General features: G+C 63.1%; 21 protein-coding genes and 2 pseudogenes. 10 read left to right on the forward strand and 13 right to left on the reverse strand.

The genetic code is table 11. The annotated features are described in order from the left end of the window. Positions 1-73 precede the first annotated feature (73 nt). From E1N52_RS31260 to E1N52_RS31280, 5 genes are all read right to left on the reverse strand, one after another. On the reverse strand, positions 74-883 hold the full coding sequence (locus E1N52_RS31260; RefSeq protein WP_133187140.1) for an AraC family transcriptional regulator: 810 nt from the start codon (positions 881-883) through the stop codon (positions 74-76). Positions 884-1,006: 123 nt separating this feature from the next. Next, positions 1,007-1,282 carry an energy transducer TonB gene (locus tag E1N52_RS44945; protein ID WP_246089295.1) on the reverse strand — a complete coding sequence of 92 codons (276 nt, stop codon included), beginning with the start codon at positions 1,280-1,282 and terminating at the stop codon, positions 1,007-1,009. Positions 1,283-1,706: 424 nt separating this feature from the next. Next, a complete protein-coding gene (locus E1N52_RS31270; protein WP_133187142.1) occupies positions 1,707-2,111 on the reverse strand; it encodes an ExbD/TolR family protein in 405 nt (134 codons plus the stop codon). Next, positions 2,108-2,746 carry a MotA/TolQ/ExbB proton channel family protein gene (locus E1N52_RS31275; RefSeq protein WP_133187144.1) on the reverse strand — a complete coding sequence of 213 codons (639 nt, stop codon included), beginning with the start codon at positions 2,744-2,746 and terminating at the stop codon, positions 2,108-2,110. The genes E1N52_RS31270 and E1N52_RS31275 overlap by 4 nt, the downstream gene beginning before the upstream one ends. A gap of 25 nt (positions 2,747-2,771) precedes the next feature. Then, entirely contained in the window at positions 2,772-5,123 is a 2,352-nt protein-coding gene (locus E1N52_RS31280) for a TonB-dependent receptor (RefSeq protein WP_133187146.1), read from the reverse strand. Between the two features lie 350 nt (positions 5,124-5,473). Between E1N52_RS31280 and E1N52_RS31285 the strand changes: the two genes are divergently transcribed. Both E1N52_RS31285 and E1N52_RS31290 read left to right on the forward strand, forming a co-directional pair. After that, the gene (locus E1N52_RS31285; protein WP_133187148.1) at positions 5,474-6,628 is read left to right on the forward strand and encodes a hypothetical protein; all 1,155 of its coding nucleotides are present in this window, start codon (positions 5,474-5,476) and stop codon (positions 6,626-6,628) included. Positions 6,629-6,639: 11 nt separating this feature from the next. Next, a complete protein-coding gene (locus E1N52_RS31290) occupies positions 6,640-7,263 on the forward strand; it encodes an ABC transporter ATP-binding protein (RefSeq protein ID WP_133187186.1) in 624 nt (207 codons plus the stop codon). A 57-nt stretch (positions 7,264-7,320) separates the two neighbouring features. On the opposite strand, the gene E1N52_RS44240 is transcribed toward E1N52_RS31290, so the two are convergent. Then, entirely contained in the window at positions 7,321-7,494 is a 174-nt protein-coding gene (locus E1N52_RS44240; RefSeq protein ID WP_165979481.1) for a hypothetical protein, read from the reverse strand. Between the two features lie 228 nt (positions 7,495-7,722). Between E1N52_RS44240 and kdpF the strand changes: the two genes are divergently transcribed. The 6 genes from kdpF to E1N52_RS31320 all read left to right on the forward strand — a co-directional run bounded on the left by kdpF (position 7,723) and on the right by E1N52_RS31320 (position 14,989). Next, positions 7,723-7,917: a K(+)-transporting ATPase subunit F gene (kdpF, locus tag E1N52_RS31295; RefSeq protein ID WP_246089296.1), complete on the forward strand. Its 195-nt coding sequence runs from the start codon at positions 7,723-7,725 to the stop codon at positions 7,915-7,917. Between the two features lie 147 nt (positions 7,918-8,064). After that, positions 8,065-9,768 (forward strand): potassium-transporting ATPase subunit KdpA, encoded by a 1,704-nt coding sequence (gene kdpA / locus E1N52_RS31300; RefSeq protein ID WP_133187150.1) that lies wholly within the window; start codon positions 8,065-8,067, stop codon positions 9,766-9,768. Between the two features lie 9 nt (positions 9,769-9,777). Next, on the forward strand, positions 9,778-10,482 hold the full coding sequence (gene kdpC / locus E1N52_RS31305) for a K(+)-transporting ATPase subunit C (RefSeq protein WP_165979482.1): 705 nt from the start codon (positions 9,778-9,780) through the stop codon (positions 10,480-10,482). 13 nt (positions 10,483-10,495) lie between these two features. After that, entirely contained in the window at positions 10,496-12,589 is a 2,094-nt protein-coding gene (gene kdpB / locus E1N52_RS31310) for a potassium-transporting ATPase subunit KdpB (protein ID WP_133187152.1), read from the forward strand. 55 nt (positions 12,590-12,644) lie between these two features. After that, entirely contained in the window at positions 12,645-14,264 is a 1,620-nt protein-coding gene (locus E1N52_RS31315) for an ATP-binding protein (RefSeq protein ID WP_133187154.1), read from the forward strand. Next, on the forward strand, positions 14,261-14,989 hold the full coding sequence (locus E1N52_RS31320; RefSeq protein WP_133187156.1) for a response regulator: 729 nt from the start codon (positions 14,261-14,263) through the stop codon (positions 14,987-14,989). Before E1N52_RS31315 ends, E1N52_RS31320 begins: the two co-directional genes overlap by 4 nt. A gap of 140 nt (positions 14,990-15,129) precedes the next feature. On the opposite strand, the gene E1N52_RS31325 is transcribed toward E1N52_RS31320, so the two are convergent. Continuing rightward, entirely contained in the window at positions 15,130-15,396 is a 267-nt protein-coding gene (locus E1N52_RS31325) for a hypothetical protein (RefSeq protein WP_133187158.1), read from the reverse strand. Between the two features lie 122 nt (positions 15,397-15,518). Here E1N52_RS31325 and E1N52_RS31330 point away from each other — a divergent pair, with 122 nt between their 5' ends. Further along, a complete protein-coding gene (locus tag E1N52_RS31330; RefSeq protein WP_133187160.1) occupies positions 15,519-16,049 on the forward strand; it encodes an isochorismatase family protein in 531 nt (176 codons plus the stop codon). A 155-nt stretch (positions 16,050-16,204) separates the two neighbouring features. Here the strand turns inward: E1N52_RS31330 and E1N52_RS31335 are convergent, their stop codons facing one another. Both E1N52_RS31335 and E1N52_RS31340 read right to left on the reverse strand, forming a co-directional pair. Then, entirely contained in the window at positions 16,205-17,431 is a 1,227-nt protein-coding gene (locus E1N52_RS31335; protein ID WP_133187162.1) for an MFS transporter, read from the reverse strand. A 112-nt stretch (positions 17,432-17,543) separates the two neighbouring features. Further along, on the reverse strand, positions 17,544-18,464 hold the full coding sequence (locus E1N52_RS31340) for a LysR substrate-binding domain-containing protein (RefSeq protein WP_133187164.1): 921 nt from the start codon (positions 18,462-18,464) through the stop codon (positions 17,544-17,546). A 95-nt stretch (positions 18,465-18,559) separates the two neighbouring features. Between E1N52_RS31340 and E1N52_RS31345 the strand changes: the two are divergent. Next, positions 18,560-19,333: pseudogene (locus E1N52_RS31345) on the forward strand (alpha/beta hydrolase family protein); the annotation flags it as partial. Positions 19,334-19,416: 83 nt separating this feature from the next. Here the strand turns inward: E1N52_RS31345 and E1N52_RS44950 are convergent. The 4 genes and pseudogenes from E1N52_RS44950 to E1N52_RS31365 all read right to left on the reverse strand — a co-directional run. After that, positions 19,417-20,355, reverse strand: a complete 939-nt coding sequence (locus E1N52_RS44950; protein ID WP_133187168.1) for a DMT family transporter — start codon at positions 20,353-20,355, stop codon at positions 19,417-19,419. Between the two features lie 139 nt (positions 20,356-20,494). Next, positions 20,495-21,868 (reverse strand): LLM class flavin-dependent oxidoreductase, encoded by a 1,374-nt coding sequence (locus tag E1N52_RS31355; protein WP_133187170.1) that lies wholly within the window; start codon positions 21,866-21,868, stop codon positions 20,495-20,497. A 50-nt stretch (positions 21,869-21,918) separates the two neighbouring features. After that, the gene (locus E1N52_RS31360) at positions 21,919-22,254 is read right to left on the reverse strand and encodes an SAM-dependent methyltransferase (RefSeq protein WP_246089297.1); all 336 of its coding nucleotides are present in this window, start codon (positions 22,252-22,254) and stop codon (positions 21,919-21,921) included. 272 nt (positions 22,255-22,526) lie between these two features. Continuing rightward, positions 22,527-22,666: pseudogene (locus E1N52_RS31365) on the reverse strand (IS5/IS1182 family transposase); the annotation flags it as partial.

Consider the following 22,666-nt stretch of genomic DNA (forward strand, 5'->3'; position numbering starts at 1 on the left):
GCTGATCCTAAAGAGGAACGGGGCGGCTGGCTTGTAAAAAATTGACGCGCGAGGCGATCTAAGGCCCATCGGCTCAGTACGCGGACGGGGCCACGCCGAATGCTTGACGGAACGCCCTGTTGAAATGGCTTTGATCGTAAAACCCGACGCCCTGGGCGACTTCGGCAATGGATTGCCTGCCGCGGGCCAACTGGGCGCACGCCTGTTCCAGCCGCAGACGAAGCAGCCAGGCGTGAGGCGTCATGCCGACTGTCTGCTTGAATCGACGCAAAAAATGAAAGCGCCCCAGACCGCACAAGGTGGCCAATTCGTCGAGCGTGATTTTCTCCGCCAAGTGGAACAGGCAATAGTCTTTGAGCCGCTGCCGATGCATTGGCGAGAGCGTCCCTTTGACGGCGATCGGCTTGATGGCTCCGGACCGCTTAAACAGGACATACAGCAGGGAAAGCCATTCCGACTGCACAGACACCGAGGAAGCGTCAGGCGACGACCGCATCGCATCGTGGAACTGCAACAGGTGCGCGGCGAGCGTCAGATCCTCGATCATCATGCCTTTCAGCCCGGGCTCGCGAGTGGAGTCCGTTACCTCGGCTGTGACTTCTTTCAGCAGGTCCTGGGATAGCCTGAAGGTCCTCAGCGTATAAGCATCTCCGCTTTCCCCAACCCCGTCATGGATCTCGCCGGGCGGCATCAAGGAAATGCGACCCGGCCCGAGCAACACGGCCTCTCCGTTCACGCACTGGCGCTGAACCCCTTCGGTCACGAGCCCGACGTGATAGTCAAGATGGTAGTGCCGGCCGAAATTGAACGCTTTGAAACGCCCGGTGCCGAGAACGAGTCCCGGAAGGTCGACGAGCCGTTTGTACTCCACGCCATCGCTCATTTCAAATCACGAAGTCACTATTGCACCAGATTTAAGGGGTCGCACCAGACGCGAGCCGTCGAGGCTTTCGAGGGTTTTCCGGCGCGGCACGACGAGTATATGTCAGCAGCCAGGCTACCGGCCTTACTCGATATTGAAATGGACGCGGATGTCCTGTTCGCTTTCGACCGGATGTCCTTGCTTCATCGCGGGGAAGAAGTGCCAGTTTCGAAGCGTCTCCAGCAGCAACTGGTTCAGGCGCGGGTTCTGTGTGGGTTTGACGAGCGCGACGTCGACCGATCCGTCCGGATGGATGGTGAAGCGAGCTAGCGCGATGGCCTGGTACGCGTATTCGCGCAGGTCATCGGGAAGCACGGGCAACGGCCGGATAACCGGCCGCGCGGTGGTATCGCCGGACACTGCGGAAGGGGTGCTGGACGGAGCGGGTGTAGCCGCTGCGTTTTCGGTGCTGGCATGCGTCGTTGCCGTTGCCGTTGCCGGCTGCGGAGCGGCAGCCGCGGGCAACGGGGATTCGGTATGCGCAGGCAAGTGCGTGGGAGCCGGAGCCGCAGGCCGATTCATTGGCCGAGCCACGCGCGCAGGGCGGGGTGTTGCTGCGATGCTCGGAGCAGGGCGTGCGACCGCGGCTGGCGGTTGGGGCGGCGCCGGCGGAGTGATCTCCACCATGCGCGCATCGAGCGTCAACGCACGGGCGCGTTCCGGACTTTCCGAAAGACCGACCACGAACATGCTGACGAATGCGGACCACACCGCGAGCGCCACAACGCATCCGACCAGGGCTCTCGGGCCGCGCGCGTCAAGCAGGCTGACGAAGCGCGCGATGCTACGGTTGGTCACGTTGTACCGCGATGAGGAAGTGGCCGGCTCCGCCCAGGCGCGCCTGGAGCATGGCCTGGACGACCAGGCCGTTCGGCGCGCCTGCGTCCGCGGCGACAACCACGTTTCCATCGGCAGCCAGCTGGCGCTTTATCGTTCCCGCCACTTCATTGAGTTGGACGTCCTGGCGGTTCACCGCGATCTGTCCGTTATGGCTTACGCTGAGCGTGAGGGGCTGCTGCGCGGCAAGCGGTTGCGCTGTGCCGCGCGGCAGATCGAGCTTGACCGCGTCGAGCCGCTGCATCGTAAGTGAAGCGAGCATGAAGGTGGCGAGCAGAAAGAACATCACATCGATCATCGGAATGATCTCGATGCGACCGCGCTTCGATGCCCGGGAACGGCGCAGCTTCATGACGATAGCGCCTCGCTTTCCTGCGCCAGTCTCACATTGCTGAGCCACGTGTTGACGATCGCTTCGAGCTCGTCCATGAGCCTGTCGATACGCCTCGAAAAATAATTGAAGGCGAACAGCGAGACCAGCGCGATCACGAGGCCGATGGCGGTCGCGACCAACGCCTGCGCCACGCCGCCGGTCACGCCGCCAGGATTGACGAGACCGTTATTTCCGATCAGCCGGAACGCATGCATCATGCCGACAATCGTTCCCAGCAGGCCGAGCAGCGGTGCGGCTGTCACGATTGTTTCGAGCACCCAGAGGCCTCTCGACATATCGCGCTGTACATCGAGTGCGAGCGCGCCCGCCCTGGCTTCGATCCACCATGCGGGTTTGCTAGCGTGACCGATCAACGGTTCGAGCAGCCTGCGCAGCGCGTGCTGCGGGGGCAGTCGCAGTAGCACAGCGGTGCGATCGGGCTCGTCACCTGCATGGGATTGCGTCTGCGGGGCGGCGGGAATGACCGCGAAGCGCCAGAACACCCACGCGCGATCGAGCGTGATGATGAGCGCAACGATGGCGAGCAGGGTGAGCGGATAAACGACCCATCCGCCAACCCGCGCGGCCTGCGCGATTCCTGTCCAGTCTTGCATGGAGGCACCCGGTTATGTGGTTCTGTCAAAAGTATTTGGTTAGTCCTGCATAGAACGCGCGATAGGGGCCGTATTGAGGTGCGAACACGCCGATGCCGGAACCGTCGCGCAGCGCATACGTTCTGCCGAATGCGTTGATCACCACGACCCGCCCATCCATCTTGCCGACCACAGGCAGGTTGAAATGCTCGATGACGGCCAGATTGATCTGCGCATAGAAGGGCATCTTGCCGGTGTTGGCGAAGCCGTTGCGCAGGCCGCTGCCTGCCGTGCCGTCCATCGTGAAGGTGGTGCGATGCCAGTTGTAGGCGCCGCCGAAGGATGCCGTCACGCGCTGGTCGTGATCGAGGAATACCCAGTTGTTGCTGATATAGGCTAGTTCGTCCGCACCGAAATTGAATTGGGCGGACGTGACGTTCTTGCCCATTGCGCGGCTATAGGCGAGATTCAGATACGCCGACACGTTTTCATGCTTGTAGTTGGCCGTGAATTCGACGCCATAGACACGTCCGTACTGGTAGTTGAACGGCGTATAGATGAGCGCCGCGCCAAACTGGCCGAGGTCGAGCAGGTTGTGGGCCTTCTTGTAGTACGCGTCCAGGCCCAGCGTGAGGTCCGAGCCGATTTGCTGGGTCACGCCAAGGTCGAAGTAATCGGCGCGCTCGGGCTGCACCGGATCGTTCTGCGTGACCTCGCTCTGGTTAGTCGTGCCATTGAAGCGGCTGACGGTGGAGCTGGACACCAGTTCGAACGAAGGCGGCGTGAAGTAGCGGGCATAGCCGGCATGAAATGTCGTGGTGGGCGTCAGCTTGAACACCGCGCCAATGCGCGGACTCAACTGGTTCGCCTGCACGTATTCGTCCATGCCGTCATAGCGCAGACCGTAGTTCAAGGTCAGCCTGTCGGTGATCTTCCACTCATCCTGGATGTACGCGCTGTAGAGGTAGCCCGTCTTGCTGCTCGAATCGGAGAGCGTAAAGGGCACATCCGAGGTCTGATTGCCATTGGCGTCGGCGGGGAAAACGGTCACGTTGTCCGAGAAGTTCGCATGCTCCTGCTGGAAGAGCACGCCGGCGCGCAGCGTGTGGTGGTCGTTGAGCCGGTACGTGGTATCAGCTTGCAGACCGTTGGCGGTATCGCTGTGGAAGTCCTGCGAGGCGACGCCGTTGAAGATCAGGTCGCCGACCGGGTCCGGATTGAACTGGGTGCGCGTATAGCGCGTGAAAAGCGCAACCTGATAGTCGAGGGCCCCGCCGTTGGTGCCTTGTAGCGCGACCACAGCGAAGTTATTCAGCTCCGACTGGGTTTCGTTCAGGTTGGCGGAATCGAACGTGGGCACGCCGGCGAGCATGAAGTTCGGCGTGAGGCCGGGCGTATTCGGGATCTCGAACTGGTTGGATGCCGTGCCGAACATCACGCTCACGCGCGTGAGCGGGTTGATGATGTACGACATATACCCGAAGGCATTGCCCTGACGCGTGTGATCATGGATCGGGCTCGGCGACGCAGTGGGCGCCTCGATGCCCAGATTGTTTTCGCCCAGCGAGCCGCTGAAGTAATAGCTGAAATCGCCCTTGCTGCCGAAGACATCGGCGCTCGTCTGGATGGTCTGGTGGCTGCCGCCATAGACATCGATCGAGCCACCGTTGCCGAGATCGCCGGATTTGGTGCGGATATCCACGATACCGGCCGTACGGTAGCCGTATTCGGCCGGCAGCGCGCCGGTCAGCAGATTGAGCTGGTCGATGATGCGTGTATCGAGCGATTGCCCGAAACCGCTGATCGGCTCGGGAATCAGAATGCCGTTGATCCGGTATTGCAGGTCGGCGTGGTCGCCGCGCACGTGCACCTGGCCGTATGAGTCGTCCGCGACGCCCGGGGCTTGCAGCAGCACCTGATTCAGCGGCGTATTTTGGCCTTGCGGCATGGCCTGAATGTCGGCCTGGGTGATCCGGTAGATGCTGCTGCCAGTCTCGGGTAGCAGGCCGTTACGCGCCTCGTTGAGCCGCTTCGCGTTGACCTGCACGTCGAGCGTGTCGCCCTTGTTCAGAACCACTGCCACGCTGGCTGGACTCGCCGGTGCAGTGGTCGCGATCTGCGAGGCGGCGGCAAAGCCGGGCGCCGTGACGGTCACCGCATAAGTGCCCGTGGCAACGTGAAGGAGTTCGAAGTGTCCAGTCGCATCGGTCGTGGTCTCTCCTGCCTGCGCGCCGTTTGCGTCCTGGAGTACGACAGCAGCGTGATCCACCGGCTTGCCGGACATGTCCTTCACTGTGCCGTTGAGTGTGGTGTCGGCGTCTGCAGCTCGCGCCTGCGTGGCCGTGATCATGGCGAACGAGACTAGCGCCGCGCGGGCGATGAGTGTGCGGTGGATCATGATGCGGTTGGGAAGAGTTATTGTTTTCCGGGCCCGCCTCACAAAGTTTCGGCTGGCCTCGGGTTCTGAATGTAATGATATAACATTGCATTTAAATCACGCCATAGCGACCGGATAAAAAATTGAAAGCCGATCTATGAAATAAATATGAAAGTTATCTGTATGTTATTTTGAATAATCGACGCGGGAGTGCCGACGAAAGGCGCGCGCGGTTGTTGCACCGCAGCCGACGTGGCACGATATCGAGTCCGTCCAGTGCACGATTTCGCGACTGCGTTAAGGGATTAAGGGAAGTTGAAAACATGATGTTGTCCTGCCGACTGCGGTGGTATGCCCTCGCAACGTCTCGCATGTTGCGCAGACATTGGCAGGCGCTGATCCTTTCCGTCCTGCTGTTGCTGCCGGCGATGCCTGTGTTCGCCCAGACGCGGATTCTCGGTGCACCGGTACTCGCTGCTCTCGCGCCTTCACATGGCATGCAATGGCGGTTCGTGTGGGTGCATATGCTCGAAGCCGTCGGCATGTTGTGGGTGCTCGCGCAACGTGGCGCCATCACGGGCGGCGCGTTCGCGACTTTCCTCGATTCGTTGCCCAGTTCACATGCCCGCCGCCGTGCCGTCGATATCGCTGTCGTGCTCGTCGCGAGTACGCCGCTCTTTCTGCCCGTGCTCGCCGCCGCGGTCGCGCTGGCCTTTCTGCCGCAGAAGGCCACCAACTATCTGTTCGTTCTCGATCTGCTGCTGATTACGCTTGGATGGCAATTGACTGCGCTGTCGCGCAGCGCGCGCAACGCGATTCCATTGGTCGCCGCCAATGTTGTCCTCGTCGGCGCGTTGCAGACGGGCGACACGATCCGCCCGGCGCTTCTGCTCATACCCTTGCTGCTTGCAGCGTTCGCGATCGCCCATAAACCGGTTGCTTCGACTTCATGGTCTGGATGGCCCGGTGCGCGCTCACGCCGCGTCATGGGTTGCATGCGCGCGAACGTTGTGCAGAATCTTTCGCCTGTGACGAGGCTGCAGATCGGCATCGTGTGGGATCGCGCCGCAGGCGTCTTCGCACGCTACCTGGTGATGGGCTCCGTCACGGCCTCCACATGCTTCCTGCTTGGACTCTGGAATTTCGACACGCGCGCCGTTCCGCTGACATTGATTTCGCAGGCCGTGATTGCGCTGATCGCCGCGACGACCTATCGCGATTTGCGCGCGGCGCACCTCCACGCCGGGCAGTTCATGCGATCGCTGCCGATTGCAGAGGCGGCGCAGCCCCGTGCCGATATGCTGACCGTTGCCGCGCTGGCGCTGCCATTCGCCAGCGTTGCGCCGCTGCTGCTGGCCGCACACGGTGTTTTGCCGTTGTGGCTGGCGGTGGCTCTCTTGTGCTCGGGCGCGCCGCTGCTTGCCTTGCTGTATTTCCCGCAACGCTACACGCCCCGGCAATCCGTCTTGCTCGGCACGATGCTGGCCGCGATCTGGGTCGCTGCCGTCTGGCCATTGTTCACTTGATTGATTCCACCATGCTTCGATTCGAAAACCTCAGCAAACGCTTTGGCGAGCGCGTTATCTTCCAGGGATTGCATCACACTCTCGGCGCTGGGTGCGTGGCGCTCTGCGATGAAAACGGCAGCGGCAAGTCGACGTTGCTCGCCATCCTTGCCGGCGCGATCGACGCCGACGAAGGGGAGGTATGGATCGACGGTCATTCGCTGCGCACCGATCCGCTCAAGGCCAAATCCGCCCTGGCCTACGTGCCCGACGACTGCATGGCATATCCGTTCCAAACAGGCCGGGCATTTCTCGAACTCGTCGCGTCGACGAAGAAGACCACTGTCGACACGCGCACGCTCGATCTTGCGGATCGCTTCGGCCTCGCACCGCACCTCGATAAGCGCTTCGAGCAGATGTCGCTCGGCACCCGCAAGAAGATATTCCTGACGGCGACCATGCTGGGCGAGCCCGCCGTCGTCATCGCTGACGAACCGGGCAACGGGCTCGACGCCGCCGCGCGCGCGGTTCTCATCGATCTATTCAAGAATTTGGCCAAAGACAGCGCGGTCTTTTTTTCGAGTCACGATTTGCGGCTTGCGCAGGCTTGTGAGGCAAGAGTCACCAGTTTTGCCGATCTGGGTATGGTCGTGTGAGACGCAATCCAGCTGCACGTACCAGTGACTTGAACTGTTGCGCGTAGCAGTCTGCTGCTACGTCGACCGGTCGCGGTTGCGCGCGCGCGTGGCGCCCGTGATCACCGCAACGCCGAGCAGTATCACCGCCACGATCTCGATGATGTGCGGCGCAACATGCAGCGCCATCAATGCCCATGCCACGCCGCCAATAAAAATGATCCATCCGATCAAATAAATGAGCAGGGTCATCCTTTTTCTCCTTGTGATTCCGGCCTGGGTGCACTGCAAACAACGCCGTTGACAAAAGGGCGATCGACACGCCTTTCACCGGGCACATTGCGTCGGAGCACATTGCGCGCCTGACGTCGCCATGGCGCGCAGCCGATGTTGACCTCTTAACGTGGTCTTAACATCGGCCGTCAAAACTCAGCGCCGTCTTTAGATCGTTTTGCATAGAGTGCAGACCACGATTCCAACGTGAGCCTGACCTATGCCATTCCTTCCTCGTTCCACGCCTCGCCGTCCTGCGCGATGCGTTCTCCCTCACACGCCGCGAGCCAACGTTTCCCTGCCTGCGGGAGGGTTTCGCCCATGACCGCGCTCGCCGGCCTGCTTGCCGCGGGCCTGTTCGTCTATCTGATCTACGCGCTCGTCAAGCCGGAGAAGTTCTGAGCTTCGCTCGCGCCGGCACGACCCGTTTGTCGTCAATCACTATTTCAAACCATGAACGACTTTATCTACCTGTTGGTGTTTTCAGGGTTCTTCGCACTGACCGCGGGGTTCACCATCGGTCTGGACCGGATCTGAGAGGGGTCTCCAATGCTCAATGATCTTGTGCAGTTCATCCTGCTGTTCGCCTTCATGACGGCGCTTGCCATCGTCATGGGCAAATGGCTCACCCGCGTGTTCACACATGAACGTCACGCGGCGCCGGAACGCTGGACCTACGCTCTGCTAGGAGTCGATGCGAACGCCAGAATGTCCTGGACGCACTACGGCCTGGCGCTCCTCATCAGCAACGCGGCCATGATGCTGCTGGGCTACCTGCTGCTGCGCGTGCAGGCGCTATTGCCGTTCGATTCGCTGCAACGCGCGGCGCAGTCGCCCGATCTTGCCTTCAATACGGCGGCATCGTTTATCACCAACACGAACTGGCAGTCGTATTCCGGCGAAAGCAGTCTCTCGAACTTTTCGCAGATGGCTGTCATCACGTTTCTGATGATGGTCAGCGCCGCAACCGGTGTGGCCGCCGCTGCGGGTTTCATTCGCGGCCTTGGTCGCCGTAGCGCCGCGGATATCGGCAACTACTGGGTCGACTTCACGCGCGTGCTCTATCGCGTGCTGCTGCCGCTTTCCCTGCTCATGGCGCTCGTCTATGTCTGGCAGGGGATGCCACAGACGCTCACGAGCGAAACGGTCGCGAAGACGCTCGAAGGCGCGCAGCAGCACATCGTGCTGGGGCCTGTCGCCAGCCTCGAGTCGATCAAGCATCTCGGCACCAACGGCGGCGGCTTTTTCGGCATGAACGCGGCGCACCCGTTCGAAAACCCGACGCCGCTCACCAACACGCTGCACATGCTCTGCATGCTGCTGATTCCCTCCGCGCTGACCTACACGTTCGGCAGCATGCTGCTGCGCCGCCGCCAGGGTTGGGCGTTCTTTGCCGCATTCAGCGCGATGTTCGTGATTTGCGTGGCGCTGATCTATGGGGCGGAGCATGGCGGCAACCCGAACTTTGCACCGTTCGGTGTGGACCAGCAGGCGAGCCAACTGCAGGCTGGCGGCAACATGGAAGGCAAGGAGCTGCGCTTTGGCATCGCGCAGACGAGCATGTTCGTCGGCGTGACGACGGCCGCGACGACGGGCTCCGTCGACGCCATGCACGATTCGCTCATGCCCATCGGCGGCATGATCCCGATCGTGGAGATGATGCTCAACAACGTGTTCGGAGGCGATGGCGTCGGCTTCATCAACCTGATCACGTTCGCAATTCTCACCGTGTTTCTGGTGGGCATGATGATCGGGCGCACGCCTGAGTTTCTCGGCAAGAAGATCGAAGCGCGCGAGATGAAGCTCGTGATGATCGCGGTGCTGGCGCATCCGGCGTCGATTCTCGTGCTGACCGCACTCGCGGCGATCTGGCCGGATACGCAGGCGAGCCTGAACAACGCCGGCCCGCACGGTTTCAGCGAAATCCTCTACGCATACACCTCGGGGACGGCGAACAACGGTTCCGCGTTCGCAGGCCTGAATTCGAACACGCCGTTCTTCAATACGACGATTGCCTTCGCCATGCTGTTCGGCCGCTATTTCACGCTGCTGCCCATGCTCGCGGTGGCGGGCTCCCTCGCGATGAAAAAGACCGTGCCGGAAGGGCCCGGCACGCTGCCGACCGCGACGCCGTTGTTCACTGCGCTGCTCGTGTTCGTGGTGGTGCTCGTGGGCGGTCTGACCTTCTTCCCGGCGCTCGCGCTCGGGCCGGTGGTCGAGCATCTGATGCTGACCAATGGACACTCGTTTTAAGGATGCCGAATGAATTCGAATATGCAGAGTGCGCGCGCGGCGGGTGACCTCGCACAAGGCACCGCGTCACCCGCGCCGTCGCTGCGTGAGTTGATGCGCCCGGCGCTGGTGTCGGCCGTGTTTTTCATGCTGTTGACGGGGCTGGCTTACCCGCTGCTGACCACGGGCATCGCGCAGGTGCTGATGCCGTCGCGGGCCAATGGCAGTCTGGTCGAAAAAGATCACAGCGTGGTCGGGTCGGCGCAGATCGGCCAGGACTTCACGCAGGCGCGCTATTTCCATCCGCGCCCGAGCGCAACGCTCGGCGCGGACCCCAAAAATCCCGCGCAGACTGTCTCGCAGCCGTACAACGCGGAGTCGAGCGGCGCCAGTAATCTCGCACCGACCAGCAAGGCGTTGATCGATCAGGTTGCGTCGCGAGCCGCGGCCTACCGGCGCGAAAACGGTCTCGCAAGCGCGACGCTGGTCCCCGTCGACGCGGTGACGGCCTCCGCGTCCGGCCTCGACCCCGACATTTCGGTGGCGAATGCGCTTCTCCAGGCGCAGCGTGTCGCGCAAGCGCGCGGCCTCGCCATGGAGCCGATGCGCGCGCTAGTCGCGCAGCACACGAAGGCGCCGCAACTCGGTGTGCTCGGCGACCCGCGCGTGAATGTGCTCGAACTCAATCTGGCGCTCGACGCGCTGTCGTCTTCGACGGCGCAAGCGACTCAGTAACCGGAGTATCCCGATGAATGTACAGAACGAATTCAGCCTTCCCGCGCAGGAGGCCGCGCCACCGGCGGCGCAACGCCCGCGCTGGGGCAGCGTGATTGGCGAGGCGTTTGCGAAGCTCACACCGCGCGCGCAGTTGCGTAACCCCGTGATGTTCGTGGTCTATGTCGGCAGCATCGTGACCACCCTGCTCTGGGTGCAGGCGCTGTTCGAAGGCCCGGCGCGAGGCGACGCGCATCCCGGCTTCATTCTCGCCGTCGCCGTTTGGCTCTGGTTCACGGTGCTGTTCGCGAATGGCGCGGAGGCACTGGCGGAAGGGCGCGGAAAGGCGCAGGCGGCAGCGTTGCGTTCGGCGCGCAAGCGCGTCATGGCGAGGGTGCTCGAAAAACCCGAGTTCAGCAGCGGCTTTTATCTCGTGCCGAGCGACGAGCTCGTGGCGGGCAAGATCGTGCTCGTGGAAGCGGGCGAGATGATTCCCGCGGACGGCACGGTGATCGACGGCGTGGCGTCCGTGGACGAATCGCCGATCACCGGTGAATCGGCGCCGGTCATTCGCGAGTCGGGCGGCGACTTTTCGTCGGTGACGGGCGGCACGCGCGTGCTGTCCGACTGGCTCATCATCCGCACCACGGCCAATCCGGGCGAAGCGTTCCTCGATCGCATGATCGCGATGATCGAAGGCGCGAAGCGCGCGAAAACGCCCAATGAAATCGCGCTGACGATCCTGCTCGTTGCGCTCACAGTGATTTTTCTGCTCGTGTGCGCGACCTTGATGCCGTTCTCGTCGCTCAGCGTCACGTTGAGCGGGCACGGCGCGCGCGTCGGCCTCACCGCGCTGATCGCGTTGCTCGTCTGCCTGATTCCGACGACCATCGGCGCGCTGCTCTCGGCGATCGGCGTGGCGGGCATGAGCCGCATGATGCGCGCGAACGTGATCGCCACTTCGGGCCGCGCGATCGAGGCCGCGGGCGATGTCGACGTGCTGTTGCTCGACAAGACCGGCACGATCACGCTCGGCAACCGCCAGGCATCGACCTTCCTGCCCGCCGCAGGCATCGAGGAGCACGAGCTGGCGGATGTGGCGCAACTTGCCTCGCTCGCCGATGAGACGCCCGAAGGCCGCTCGATCGTCGTCCTCGCCAAGCAGCGCTTTGGTTTGCGCGGGCGCGAGCTGCACGGCAGCGCGCCGGTGCCGTTCAGCGCGCAGTCGCGCATGAGCGGCGTCGATATCGGCGAGCGGCAGATTCGCAAGGGTGCGGCCTCCGCCGTTGAAAAGCACGTCCTGAGCCTGGGCGCCGCGTTTCCCGCGGAAATCCGCCAGACGGTGGAGCAGGTGGCGCGGCGCGGCAGCACGCCGCTCGTGGTGGCCGACGGCGAGCGCGTGATGGGTGTGGTCGAGCTCAAGGACATTGTGAAGGGCGGCATCAAGGAGCGCTTCGCCGAGCTGCGCGGCATGGGCATCCAGACCATCATGATCACGGGCGACAACCGCCTCACCGCCGCCGCAATCGCGGCGGAGGCGGGCGTGGACGACTACCTGGCCGAGGCGACGCCGGAAGACAAGCTCGCCCTCATCCGCAAGCTGCAGGGCGAGGGACGCCTCGTGGCGATGACCGGCGACGGCACCAACGACGCGCCCGCGCTCGCTCAGGCGGACGTGGCCGTGGCCATGAACAGCGGTACGCAGGCGGCCAAGGAAGCGGGCAACATGGTGGACCTCGACAGCAATCCCACGAAGTTGCTGCGCGTGGTGGAGGTCGGCAAGCAGATGATCATGACGCGTGGTGCGCTCACCACCTTCAGCGTGGCGAATGATCTGGCAAAATACTTTGCGATCATCCCGGCGGCCTTCGTCGCGACGTATCCGGCGCTTTCGGCGCTCAACGTGATGCGGCTGCACAGCCCGGAATCGGCGATCATGTCGGCGGTCATCTTCAACGCGCTGATCATCATCGCGCTGATTCCGCTGGCGTTGAAGGGCGTGCGCTATCGTGCCGAACCGGCTCAGGCGTTGCTCACGCGAAACCTGCTGATTTACGGCGTGGGCGGAGTCATCGCACCGTTCATCGGGATCAAGCTCATCGATCTGCTGGTGTCGCCTTTCTTCTGAGGCGCGCACAGCGGGATTAGCCACACACGGGGACATCGCCCCCGGCTTTCGTTTTATGGACATGCACGACGAAGCGCGCGCACACCGCGCGCCAATCGAAAGACTGATGGCCTGCGTGAGCGCGATGCGCTCGCGGCGGCGCAAGCTGGCTCGCGAAGGCGCGCTCGCCGATGCGCGGGAGGGCCCGTCGCCAGCCGGCGGGTTTGGCGCGGCGCTGCTCGCCTGCGGCGCGACCACGCTGGCGGCCAACGAACTGCTGCGTGTGTTTGCGCCTTCGAACGTCGTAATGCTGTTCCTGTTCGTGGTCGTGTTGCTGTCGTTGCGATATGGGCGGCTCGTTGGCGCGTGGTCGGCGCTGCTCAGCGTGGCGAGCTTCGACTTCTTCTTTGTCGATCCGCGCTTTTCTTTCGCGGTCTCCGACACGCAATACCTGTTCACGTTCACGCTGATCCTCGTGGTCGCGCTAGTCACGGGCCAGCTTGGCGCCGGACTGCGCGAGAAGGCCCTCGTGGCGACGGCGGGCGAGCGGCGCGCCACGGCGCTGGCGCGGGTGGCGCGCGAGCTTTCGGGCGCGATCTCGGCGGAAGAGGTCGCGCACGTGTGCGCGCAAACACTCGCATTGCTCGTGCAGGTGCGCGTGGCGCTCGTCGTGACGAGCGAGCGCGGCACACTGCGCACGATCGGCGAGGCCGATTTCGTCGATGACTCGATTGCACACTGGACGTTCGCGCATCTGCAGCCCGCGGGCGCGGGCACGACGGCGTTGCCCGGTGCGCGGGCGCTCTATTTACCGCTGCGCGGGCCGATTGCCACGCGCGGCGTGATCGCCGTGGTCGGCTCCGACGGCGCGCCGCTTGCCGACGCCAGCGCACGCGGGCTGCTCGAAGCGTGCTGCTCGCTGATCGCGCTGGCGCTGGAGCGCTGCCACTTCATCGAAATCGCGCAGTCCGCGCAGCTGCGCGTAGAGGGCGAGCGCTTGCGCAATGCGTTGCTCGCGGCGGTATCGCACGACCTGAAAACGCCGCTCACCGCCATTGGCGGACTTGCCGAAACGCTCGAACGCGCAGATGCGCTGCCCGATGAAGAACGCCGCGTGGTGTCTCGCGCCATTCGTATGCAGACCGAAGGATTGCACTGGCTGGTGACGAATCTGCTCGATCTCGCGCGCATGCAGGGCGAGGGCGTGCGCCTGAACAAGGAGTGGCACGCGCTCGACGAAATCGTTGGCAGTGCGTTCGCGCGGCTCGGCACATCGCTCGACGCGCACCGCACCCGCACCGACCTCGCCGTTGGCCTGCCACTCATCGAACTCGACGCCATTGCGTTCGAGCGTGTACTCGTGAATCTGATCGACAACGCCGTGAAGTACACGCCGCCCGGCTCCACTGTCACCGTCCGCGCACACGCTGCGGGCGATTGCGTGCACGTTGTCGTCGAGGACGACGGGCCGGGCCTGCCGCGCATCGAAAGCGAGCGCCTGTTCGAGGCATTCGCGCGCGGCGTGAAGGAATCGTCGATCTCGGGCGTGGGGCTCGGCCTCGCCCTATGCCGCACCATCGTCGAGGCGCACGGCGGTGCGATCGAATGCGAAAATCGCGAGCCGCGCGGCGCGCGTTTCACCATCAGCCTGCCTATGAGCACACCGCCCGACTTTCTTGAGGAACCCACTGCATGAGCAAGCCCCGTGTGCTGATCGTCGAAGACGAGGCCGATATCCGGCGCTTCGTGCGCATGTCGCTCGAGCGCGAGGGGATGAGCGTGTTCGAGGCGGCGGATGCAGCCCAGGGCCGTGTGGAGTGCAGCACGCGGCAGCCCGACCTCGTGATCGTGGATCTCGGGCTGCCCGACGAAGACGGCAAGGCGCTGATCCGCGATTTGCGCGGCTGGTCGCGCACGCCGGTGGTGGTGCTCTCGGCGCGCGATCGCGAGAGCGAGAAGGTCGAAGCGCTCAATCTCGGCGCCGACGACTATCTGACGAAGCCGTTCGGCGTGCCCGAACTCATCGCCCGCGTGAAGGCGCAGTTGCGGCGCGCGAGTTTCGTGAGCGGCGCCGGCACGGGCGACGCGACCGTTCAGTTCGGCGAAATCCGCGTGAATCTGGCCACGTACGAAGTGACCCGCGCGGGCGCGCCGGTCCACCTCACGCCAACCGAGTTCCGCCTGCTCGCGGCGCTCATTCGCGGCTATGGCAAGGTGCTGACGTATAGGCAGTTGCTGCTCGATGTCTGGGGGCCGACCTATGTCGATCGGCCGCAATACCTGCGCGTGTATATGGCCGGCATACGGCAGAAGCTCGAAGAGGATCCGGCGCGTCCGCGGTTCCTGATCACCGAATTGCAGGTCGGCTATAGGCTCACTGGCCTCGAATCGAAAGGTCAGTGCGGTACTATCGGTAGCTAGCACACCGATAAGGTTTGCTAACCAGTCATCTATGCAGTCCTGATAAACGGCCAGTCACGCCTCAGAAGCCCGCTGTTTCCAGCAGGCTTCTATTCGAGCAACGACAGCAGACCGTCTGGCAGAACGGCACGTGGGGCTAGCTAGTGCCCATGCGCCTCGCGGAATCCGGCGTCCTTCTCGAGTCGGCGGCCGTGGCTGCCGACGTGGAATCCCGCTGAGATCACAAAGAGGACTCCGGCGAAAGGCCAGATATAGATTGCCAGCGAGAAGCAAACCCAAATCGCTTCTTGTGGCGGATACGCCTGGAGTGCCCAGACAAGACAGGCAACTGGCAACAGCATCAGACACAGCGCCGACCGGGTGAGAAAGGTGGCGGCTTTTGCTTTCTTTAGCGTCTCTGCTTGCATGCCTGGCTCCATAGGGAATGGCATTGGGACATAGAGTCGCATGGCGACCATTTGTCGCATACTTAGTAATATCCCTGACAGGTGCCCTTTTTGCGCACTGCAATTTCCAAAAAGGATTCGTGATGCTGCATAGCCTTTCCGAATCGATCGTAGTTCTGATCGACCTGCAAACGAGACTGATGCCTGCGATTCACGACGGCGCATCCGTTGTCGGTCAAGCCATTCGGCTCGGACGGATTGCTCGGGGTCTCGATGTTCCAGTCATCGGGACAGAACAGAATCCGCGCGCACTCGGCGAAAACGCGGAGGAAATTAAAGAACTCTGCTCAATGACTGTTGCAAAGCACCATTTCGACGCCACTGCCGATGGCCTGTTCGACGCGCTGCCTCAAGGGCGAACCCGAGCCATCGTCGCGGGATGCGAGGCGCATGTCTGCGTATTGCAAACGGCGATTGGGTTGCTGCATCGCGGTCTATCGGTCACTGTCGTTGCCGATGCAGTGGGTTCGCGCAAAGTCGTCGACAAAGAGGTCGCAATTTCGCGTCTGAATAAAGCGGGCGCTGAAGTGGCGACGGTCGAGATGGTCGCATTCGAATGGCTGCGCTCCAGCCAGCACCCGAGATTTCGCGACATTCTGGAGTTGATCAAGTAAGCGGCATAAGTGGCGCAATCATCCGCAAAACGCGGCGCCAGTGAGTAAGGCAAGCATCGTCGAAGGCGTGAGATATTCGACGAAGGTCCAGACAATAAGCGCTACGAACGAAATGGTCAGAATGAGCTGCATGATGCGCACGGCCAACCCCTCGCTCACGAAGGCTGGCCCGCGATCATGGCGCGCTGCGCAACCCGCTCGTCGTCGATCGGCAGATGCATCAATCCTGCAATGATGCCGAGCGCAATCGAGCCCTGCCAGAGCAGGCCGTAGCTGTGCGTTGCGTCGAACACCACGCCGCCCAGCCAGACGCCAAAGAAGCTGCCGATCTGATGCCCGAGAAACACGAAGCCGAATAGCGTCGAGATATAGCGCACGCCGAACATCTGCGAAACGATCCCGCTCGTCAGCGGCACTGTGCCGAGCCACATGAATCCCATCGCAAACGCGAACACATACAGCGTGAGCGGCGAGAGCGGCAAGGCGAGGAATAGCGCCATCACGCCCGCTCGTGCGAAATAGATCGCCGAGAGCAGATACTTGCGGCGCAGAAATCCCCCGGCGTAACCGCATAAAAACGTGCCCGCCGTGTTGGCGAGCGCGATCAGCGCGAGCGCCAGACTTGCTTCGCGCGCGCTCATGCCTTTGTCGAGCAAATACGCCGGCAAGTGCGCGCCGATGAATGCAAGCTGGAAGCCGCACGACAAAAAGCCCAGATTGAGCAGCCAGAACCCGCGATGCGCAAACGCCTTGCCAATGGCGCGGCGCAGTGTGTCGTGCGAATCGATCGCGCCGCTGCGCGCCACCGGACGGTCGCGCAGCCATGCCGCGAGCGGCGCGCTGGCGAGCATCATGGCGGCGAGAACGAGAATGGCCGTAACCCAGCCGAATCTGCCGATCATCCCTTGCGTGAGCGGCACGATGCAGAACTGGCCAAGGCCGCCGAACATGCCCGCAACGCTCAGCGCCCAGCTGCGCTGATCGGCTGCAAAGAGCCGGGAGAGCGCGCCGTAGACCGCGCCGAACGCCGTGCCGGACAATGCCACGCCGAGCACCACGCCCACGCCAAACGTGTAGACGCCAGGCGTCGCGCTCAGGGCCATCATCGCGAGTCCGAGCGCGTAGAGCAGGGCGCCCGCGAAGATCACGCGCGCGGAGCCGAAGCGGTCGGAGATCATGCCAGTGAGCGGTTGGGCAATACCCCACAGCAGGTTTTGCAGCGCGAGCGCGAGGCCGAACGTCTCACGCGTCCAGCCGCGATCGAGCGTGACGGGCAACAGGAATAGCCCTTGCACGTTGCGCACGCCGAGCGCCGCGCCCATCACGACGCCGCCTGCAATCACGAGCAGCCAGCGGCGCCACGCATCGTCCATTCCGGTCATCGTTCGCCTCCTCGCACTGGACGCTTCGCTGTTGCGCAGCGTGGTGCCTAGTAGAGCGCGGGAAGGCGGCTTGGCTCAAGCGAGTTTTTGGCACGTTTCGCATGCGTACTGATCATGCGATTCGGCTTTGGCGAGCCTGTTCGACGATCCAGTCGATGACGGCGCGCACGTCGTCGCGCGGCGCTTCGTCGGCCTGATGCAGCCAGTAGGCATAGCCAGTCGGACCCTCGGCGCGCGCATTGCCGATGGCGGCGAGCCTCCCGTCCGCAAGCAGCGGCTGCACGAGGGCGACGCGCCCGAGTGCGATGCCGCGGCCGGCAATGGCGGCCTGAATGACCTGATCGTACTGGTTGAAACGCAGCACGCCGCGAAGCGGCGCGCTGTCGAGGCCGCGCGCGCCCAGATGATCGGCCCAACGCAGCATCGGGCGGCGCACGCCCTCGAATTCGAGCAGCACGTGGCGCGCGAGCGTGGCCGCGTCGAGCTTCTTCACATTCAACGAAGGATGCGCGACCGGCAATACGTATTCGTCGTAGAGATGCACCGCGCGATTCGCCGCCTCCGGCGCGATGCGTGCAGGCGCGTAGCGCAAGGCGAGATCGATGCCTTCGGCGCGCAGGTCGAGCACCTTCTCGGAGGTCGCAAGACGCAGATCGATGTCCGGCAGCAGGCGTTGCAACTCACCGATACGCGGCAGCAGCCACAGGCCGGCAATGCCGATGCTGGCGGTGATCGTCACCGGCTGGCGCGTCTCGCGCGCCGCCAGCGCGCCGACGATTTCCTGCATCTGCTGCACCGCGCTGTCCGCAACGCGCAGCAGGCGCTCGCCCTCCGGCGTGAGCGAGATCGAACGATAGCCGCGGTTGAAGAGGCGCACGCCTAGCGCCTCTTCGAGCGCGGCGATCTGGCGGCTTACGGCGGATTGCGTCACGCACAGGTCGTCGGCGGCGAGCGTGATGCTCATGCGCCGGCCCACCGCGACGAAACCGCGAATGAGGTCGAGAGGAGGGAGTTTCACGAGCGGCACTGACATGCGTTTTCCTCATGCGAAAGCTGAGCAAAGATTGATTGAACCCGCTGGCAAGGTCAAGTGAAATCGACACTCGGGTTTCTTCATGGAGCACGTTTATGCATTCAGCCGATCCGGGCGAGGCGCGTCCTGTCGCCGTCGCCATCACCGCCGCCGATGGTTTTACGCTTCGCGCTTACGTGTGGCGTCGTCACACATTGCTGAACGCGGACGCGTCACGTCCGGTGGTCATCGTCAATTCGGCCACGTCGGTGCGCTGCCACTACTATTTCCGCTTTGGCGCATGGCTGCACCAGCAGGGTTTCGACGTGCTGGTCTACGACTACCGTGGCATTGGCGGCTCGCAGCCCGTTACGCTCGCAACGCTCGATGCGAGCTGGCTGGAATGGGGCGAACGCGATTTCGAAGCGGTGCTGCGCTACGCCCGAAGCATGTTCCCTGAACAACCGATCGACGTCGTGGGGCATAGCATTGGCGGCTTCCTGACCGGGCTCGCGCCGTCGAATCAATTCATTCGCCGCGTCTTCACCGTCGGCACGCAATACGCGTATTGGCGAGACTACGCGCCGCGCAGCATGCCGCTCATGCTCTGGAAATGGCATGTCGTGATGCCGGTTTTGACCGGTCTGATGGGCTATTTCCCCGCATCGTGGTTCGGATGGATGGAGGACACGCCGCGCGGCGTCGCGAGGATCTGGAGCCGGGGCCGCGCCCGCTTTGAAGACACGCTCAGCAACGGGTCGCTCGCGCTTACGCCCGAGCAGCGAGCGGACATCGTCGCGCGTTTTGGCAACATGCAGGCGCCCATTCTTGCAGTCAGTTTCCCCGATGATCCATTCGGCACGATCCGGGCGATCGAACGCACGCTGCGTTATTTCACCCAAAGCCAGTCGACGCATGTACGCATCGCGCCCGCCTCAATTGGCGAGCGCAGCATCGGGCACTTCGCGTTTTTTCACTCGCGATTCGAGCGCAGCCTGTGGCCGCTCGCGCGGGATTGGCTGGCCGATGGCAGCGTCATCGCGACGACGCCGGCAACGACGCACCCGAGTCCCAGCCACGCCGAGGTCGAGAGCGATTCGCCGAGCCACGCAATGCCTATCGCCACGCCGATCGGCACGCGCAAATAGGCCTGCGCCGTCGTGCCAACCGAGCCGAGCGTCTGGACGAGCCGGAAGTAAATGACGAACGCGATCGCCGTGGAAAAAACGGCGAGCGCAATCAGCGCTGCGATCGATTGCAGTGACGGATGCAGCGTCCACGGGCGATCGACGACGGCGCTCACGGGAACCAGCACGATTGCGCCCACGATGAGCGACCCCGCGGCGGGAGCAACCGGCGAGAGTCCCTTGAACGATCGACCGTAGATCGCCGCGCCGGCATAGCAAATCGTCGCGGCGACGATCGCCAGTTGCGCGATGAGTTGCTGGCCGAGTCCTCCAAATGCGCTCACGCCGACCACGAGACATGTGCCGGCCAGGCCCGCGGCGACGCCGAACAGCTTGCGCGCGGTGACCTGTTCGTGGCGCGTAATCAGCCACGTTCCGAGGAACGCCATGACAGGTGAAGTCGAATTGAGGATGGTCGCCAGACCGGCTTCCACCGAACGCTCGGCCCACGCAATCAGGGTAAAGGGAATCACGCTATTGAGGAGCGCCTGGACGGCGAAGCGGCGCCACACGGCCGGGTCGCGCGGGATCGGAATGCGTTGCCACATCATCCAGAGCAGAAGGAGCGTCCCGGCAATCGACGTTCTCGCGGCGATGAGCGTAAACGGCGGAATGGTCGTCACGCCGACTCTAATGAACGTATAGGACGCTCCCCAAAGCGTTGACAGTGCGAGGAGCAAGAGCAGGTCGATTCCGGCCGATTTGCTCGCGGTTGATGTTTGCATGCTGGGCGATCGATTTCACGCAGAAGCGATGAGATTACGAGGCCGCGCCCTACGGATAGAGCGCGTATCGACAGTATGCGGGCATCTTCGGTGCGAATATTTCGGCCTGGGGTGAAATGTGGATTGTCGGTGAACGGAATCAGGAAGCGACGCGCAACGCGTCTTCCCGCTGCGTGGCGTAGCGGTTCGCGGGACGGGGCAAGCCAAGATGCTCGCGCAATGTGCGCCCCGTATATTCCGTGCGAAAGAGTCCGCGACGCTGCAATTCGGGCACCACGTACTGCACGAATTCGTTGAGGCCGCCAGGCAGCCACGGCGACATGATATTGAAGCCGTCGGCGCCTTCTTCCTCGTACCATTGCTGAAGTTGGTCGGCAATGCTTTGCGGCGTGCCGACCACCTGTTGATGCCCGCGTGCCCCCGCAATGCGCAGATAAAGATCGCGTATCGTGAGGTTGTCGCGCCGCGCGAGATCGAGCAGCAAGCGTTGCCGGCTCTTGCCGCCGTTGGTCTCGGGCAGCTCAGGCACGGGGCCGTCCACGGGATACTGCGAGAGGTCGAGGCCGCCCGACATGTTCGCGAGCAGCTGGAGTCCCACGCTCGGATGGATCAGCGCCTGCAACGCATCGAACTTCTCCTGCGCTTCTTCCTGCGTGCGGCCGATCACGGGGAAAATGCCCGGCATGATCTTGAGATGCTCGGGGCGGCGGCCGTAACGCGCGAGCCGCCCCTTCACGTCGCGATAAAACTGCTTCGCTTCATCGAGCGTTTGATGCGCGACGAAAATCACTTCGGCGGTCTGCGCCGCGAGTTCCCTGCCGGCTTCCGAAGCGCCCGCCTGCACGACGACGGGCCAGCCTTGCGGCGAACGCGCGACGTTGAGCGGGCCGCGCACCTTGAAGTGCTTGCCGCGATAGTCCAGCGTGTGCAGCTTCTGCGGGTCGAAGTAGACGCCGCTCGCCTTGTCGCGAATGAAGGCGTCGTCTTCCCAGCTGTCCCAAAGCCCGGAGACCACGTCATAGAACTCTTGCGCGCGCTCGTAGCGCAAGGCGTGATCGAGGTGCTTGTCGAGGCTGAAGTTGTGCGCTTCGGTTTCGGTGCTCGACGTCACGAGATTCCAGCCCGAGCGGCCGCCGCTCAGATGGTCGAGCGAGGCGAATTTGCGGGCCACGTTATAGGGCTCGTTGAACGAGGTCGATACCGTGGCGATGAGCCCGATGTGCTTCGTGACCACCGATAGCGCGGAGAGCAGCGTGATCGGCTCGAAATGATCGGCGCGCGCGGTGCGGGAGAGCGAAGGCACATGCGTGTCGCGCACGCTCACGCTATCGGCGAAAAAGATGGCGTCGAATTTGGCGCGCTCGGCCGTTTGCGCCAGCTCGGCGTAGTGCGCGAAATCGAGGCCGCCGGCTGCGTACGCGTCGGGGTGGCGCCACGCGGCGATATGGTGGCCCGTCTCCATCAGGAAGGCGCCGAGGCTCAATTGTCCCTCGCGTCGCGGTGCTGCGCTCATGTGTGCTCCTCGATCGTGGTTGGCGTTCGCTACGTATGGAAGGTAAGGATTCAATGCGCGAGCGGCTTGTGCGCCGTGGCAATGATCATGCGCCGCGTGAGTGCATGGCCGCGCGCGGCGAATCGACCCTGTGCGCGTTCGAGCGCGCGCTGCACGCGCAGCGGTAACGGATCGAGGCCGAGCACTTCACCGTGCGCGCCTACGCGCTGCGCCGCGGATTCGGTGAGACGGCCCGTGCCGCAACCCACGTCGAGCACGCGTTCGCCTTCACGCAAGCCGAGCACGTCGAGCAGTTGCAGACCGTGATGAAACTGGCGAATGCCAAGCCGATCGTATTCTTCGACGAGCGTGGCGGAATCGAGTTGAAGGCTGGGCGCGTTCGACATATCGTGGTCCTGACCAAAGTTCGGCAGGGCCATTCTTGCCGATCGGTACTTTCACCACAAACAAGCAATTGAGCTATTCATAGTAGCGCGAGCGCGTTCGCGGCGATTCCGCTGCTAGCAGGCCGCTGAAATACAGCCCAACGGAGACGGCCTTGTTCCGCTTACGCGGCTCCTGCCGCAAAATTTTTCAGATTGCGCAATCTCAACGCGAATTCAACGTTGTTTCGGCGGTTTGAGGCTACTTTTTTGGCCTCATTGCCGCTTTCCCGCCACTATGGACGCACCTGTGCCAGCGATCGCATGCGCACAAGGTTGTAGGCCGCCATATTCAACACGAACATCTGGTCCACCTTCTTCAAGCCACGCACCATCACCTGGCGCATGCGCCCCACGGTCTTGGCCCAGCCGAAAC

This window comes from Paraburkholderia guartelaensis (assembly GCF_004353905.1).
Classification (GTDB): domain Bacteria; phylum Pseudomonadota; class Gammaproteobacteria; order Burkholderiales; family Burkholderiaceae; genus Paraburkholderia; species Paraburkholderia guartelaensis.